Here is a 3,225-nt window from a genome sequence, read left to right as displayed (position 1 = left end):
CCACTTTGTATTCACTTTCTTTCACAATATAGATGCTTGTGAAAAGAAGCAGGATAGCAAAGAGGAGGAGAATCAGGAATATGCCCAGTTTCCTATATTTCTTCCATTCGACCGGATTTTGCCCTGATTTAATCTCAAACACATTTTGATCAGTCATTATTCCTCACTCCCTTCCTGCTTGACCGGCGGTGCTTGATTTTCAAGCTGTCTGATAGGGAAATATTTCATCGTATCACCGTTATCTTTCATGATATAAATTTCGGCATCCGGCAGTACGTTTTCCAGTGTTTCAAGAACAAGTCGCTTTCTTGTGATTTCAGGATTTCCTTTATATTCCGCATAGAGCTTGTCAAAGACAGCAACATCCCCGCGGGCCTGCTCCACGCGTGCAATTTTATCACCTTTAGCTCTATAGATAATGGCATCCTTTTCACCTTTCGCTTCATTCGTTCTCTGGTTTCGGTATTTCTTCGCTTCGTTTATTTTCGTATTCATTGTTTCACGAGCATCAGTTACAGCAGTAAAAGCACTGCGAACTTCAGCATTGGGCAATTCAACATCCTGCAATTTGACTGCCAATATGGAAATACCGATATCATATTTATCAATCAAATCCATTAACAGCTCCCTGACATTGGCCTCAATTTCCGCTTTACCGGAAGTCAGTGCATCATCGATGAGTGAACTTCCTATAATACTTCTTAAAGAAGCTGAAGTCGCATCATAGAGTATTTCTTTGGGATCCTCTGAACTGTATAAGTAACTTTCGGGATCAGTGATTTTCCATTGTACAACTAGGTCGGCAAGGACGATATATTCATCCCCGGTGATCATTTTTGTTTCTTTCGGGACTTCCTTGATTTCTCCGTCCTTTTCTTCATAACCAAATTGAAGACTGAACGTTTCTTTCGAAAGAACCTCTACCGACTGCATCGGCCAAGGCATTTTCAGATGCAGACCGGGTTCGACCACCGGCTCACCCGCTTCACCAAATGTGAGTACGAGTGCCTGTTCAGATTCATCCACTGTGTACCAGGATGTGATTAACACAAGAATCAATATAAGAGCGGCTATAACCATTCCGGTGACGGTGTAAATACGTTTAAGACTCATAAACTCCCTCCCTTTCTATTACAATCAACCTATCTCTATACTATTAGTCGACTAGTAATATATACGGGCAGGATGTAAAAAGGTTTCAAAAATATGACAATGGGATGAGAGGTTGTGACAGGAAGGGGAGACTGTTTTTTCCCATGCGAAAAGACGAGAACGGGGTTGGTTCTCGCCTTTTCTTAACTCCTTGGATGAAGGGGTTTCATCATTATAGTAGCACCTGTTTGTTAATACCAGTTTAAGCATTTGTAAATTGATTGTAAAAAATAAGTAAGAATATAGATTATCTTCTATTTATTTCCCCGAATGACTGATCCGGGAATTTCTTATAAAGAGAAACTGTGAAGGTCGTGCCTTTGTTCACTTCACTGTCGACTTCGATCTCTCCTTCATGAGCTTCGATAATATGTTTGACGATTGCAAGGCCGAGTCCTGTTCCGCCTGAATTCCGACTTCTGGCTTTGTCCACTCGATAGAAACGTTCAAAGATTCTCGGAAGCTCGTCTTCACTGATCCCCATACCGTTATCTTTAATGGAGACATGTACCTTTTCTTTCCCTTCGGTAACGGATATGGTCACGTCACCGCCCCTCGGAGTATAGACAATCGCATTTGAAATCAGATTGATAAATACTTGCTTTAACCGGTAAGGGTCGAATTCCGCTTCTCCCTTGGACTCGAAACGGGTGTGGATTGTAATTTCTTTATTCTCCGCTTTGTCTTTCAGGATCGGCAGGACCTCTCCGATCAGGAACGGTATTTCTTGTTTTTCGAGGGAAAGCTCGAATCCATGTTTTTCAATTTTGGAGAGTTCCAATAAATCCTGTATGAGCGATTGCAGGCGATCGCTTTCGGTCAGGATGATCTCAAGGAACGATTTCAACGCTTCACTATCCTGCATCGCGCCATCCAACAGCGTTTCAGAGAAACCTTTAATCGAGGTGATCGGCGTTTTTAACTCATGAGAGACGTTTGCCACAAAGTCTTTTCTCATTTGCTCAAGATTTTTAAGCTCGGTAATATCATGAAAAACGACGACAATCCCTTTCCACTCGTCATTCTGTCCGATGATCGGTGCACCGTACACTTCATAATGCTTTCTTTCAATCCTATGAGGGAGGAGAATCTGCCTTCTCACCCGATCTTCAGTCATAAAGATTTCTTCCACCAGCTTGTTCACCTGCTGATAGTGAATGACTTCATGATAGCGGACTTTCTTTAACTGACTTTCTTCCAGGTTAAAAAACTCCCTGAATGTACGATTCGTCAGTACGACAAATCCCCGCTGATCAATAAGCAGCATCGCACTCCCCATGTTTTCGATCAGTGTCGTCAGCCGGTCCTGCTGCATCTCCTGAGAAGTGACCATTTCCTGGAGATTACGTGCCAATATATTGATTGATGTGCTCAGCATGCTGGTTTCATCCAATCGATCATCATAGGTCCTCGCCCTGTAATTCCCTTTTGCAAGTTCAATTGCCACTTTGGTAGCAGACTCGATCGGCCTTGTATAGCGCACCGTGATTCTTGAGCCCAGGATGATGATCAGTATTAACGCAAGCCCGAGGGACACTGTCAGAACAAGCCAGATTTGTCCTGTCCCTTTTTCAAGCGCTTCGACTTCCGTACTCATAATCAGAAGTCCGTTGATCTCTTTGTCCTGTTTTTTAAGGGGATACCAATAATATCGGTATTCCTTACCGGATAAGACAAGCTTTTTATTCTTATCTTTCACATCCCAATTATCACCGATTTCATTGATCATCCTCTTCTGATGAACATCAAGGAGGGAATCGGCTGACTCTGTATCATGGACGACTTTACCGGAATCATTAAGGATGGTGATCCGGACATCCAATATATCACTAAGTTCTTCAATCATGGACGGGTTGATATCCCTCAGGCTTCCGTTCTCTTCAATTGAACTGGCCAATAATCTCGATTCCTTTTGAATTCTTGAATTAAAGGTGTCCATATAGAAATTCTTGAATATCTGCCCTAATACGAGACCAAGACCGATCAATACAATGATGATTAATGTAATAAGGGCAAATAGGAGCTTGGTTCTGAACTTCGTCATCGAACTTTTGGCTCCTCCAGTTTATAACC

General features: G+C 42.4%; 2 protein-coding genes. Both read right to left on the bottom strand.

The window, feature by feature from the left end; translation table 11 throughout:
* Positions 1-156: 156 nt before the first annotated feature.
* Positions 157-1,113: an FtsH protease activity modulator HflK gene (gene hflK, locus HP456_RS21815; RefSeq protein ID WP_172255028.1), complete on the bottom strand. Its 957-nt coding sequence runs from the start codon at positions 1,111-1,113 to the stop codon at positions 157-159.
* Between the two features lie 286 nt (positions 1,114-1,399).
* The gene (gene pnpS, locus HP456_RS21810; RefSeq protein WP_172255026.1) at positions 1,400-3,196 is read right to left on the bottom strand and encodes a two-component system histidine kinase PnpS; all 1,797 of its coding nucleotides are present in this window, start codon (positions 3,194-3,196) and stop codon (positions 1,400-1,402) included.
* Positions 3,197-3,225 lie beyond the last annotated feature (29 nt).

The sequence above is a fragment of the Bacillus haikouensis genome, assembly GCF_013179555.1.
GTDB lineage: Bacteria > Bacillota > Bacilli > Bacillales > Bacillaceae_B > Rossellomorea > Rossellomorea haikouensis_A.
The sequence above is the reverse complement of the archived record's forward strand: the minus strand, read 5'-3'. Positions and strand labels throughout refer to the sequence as shown.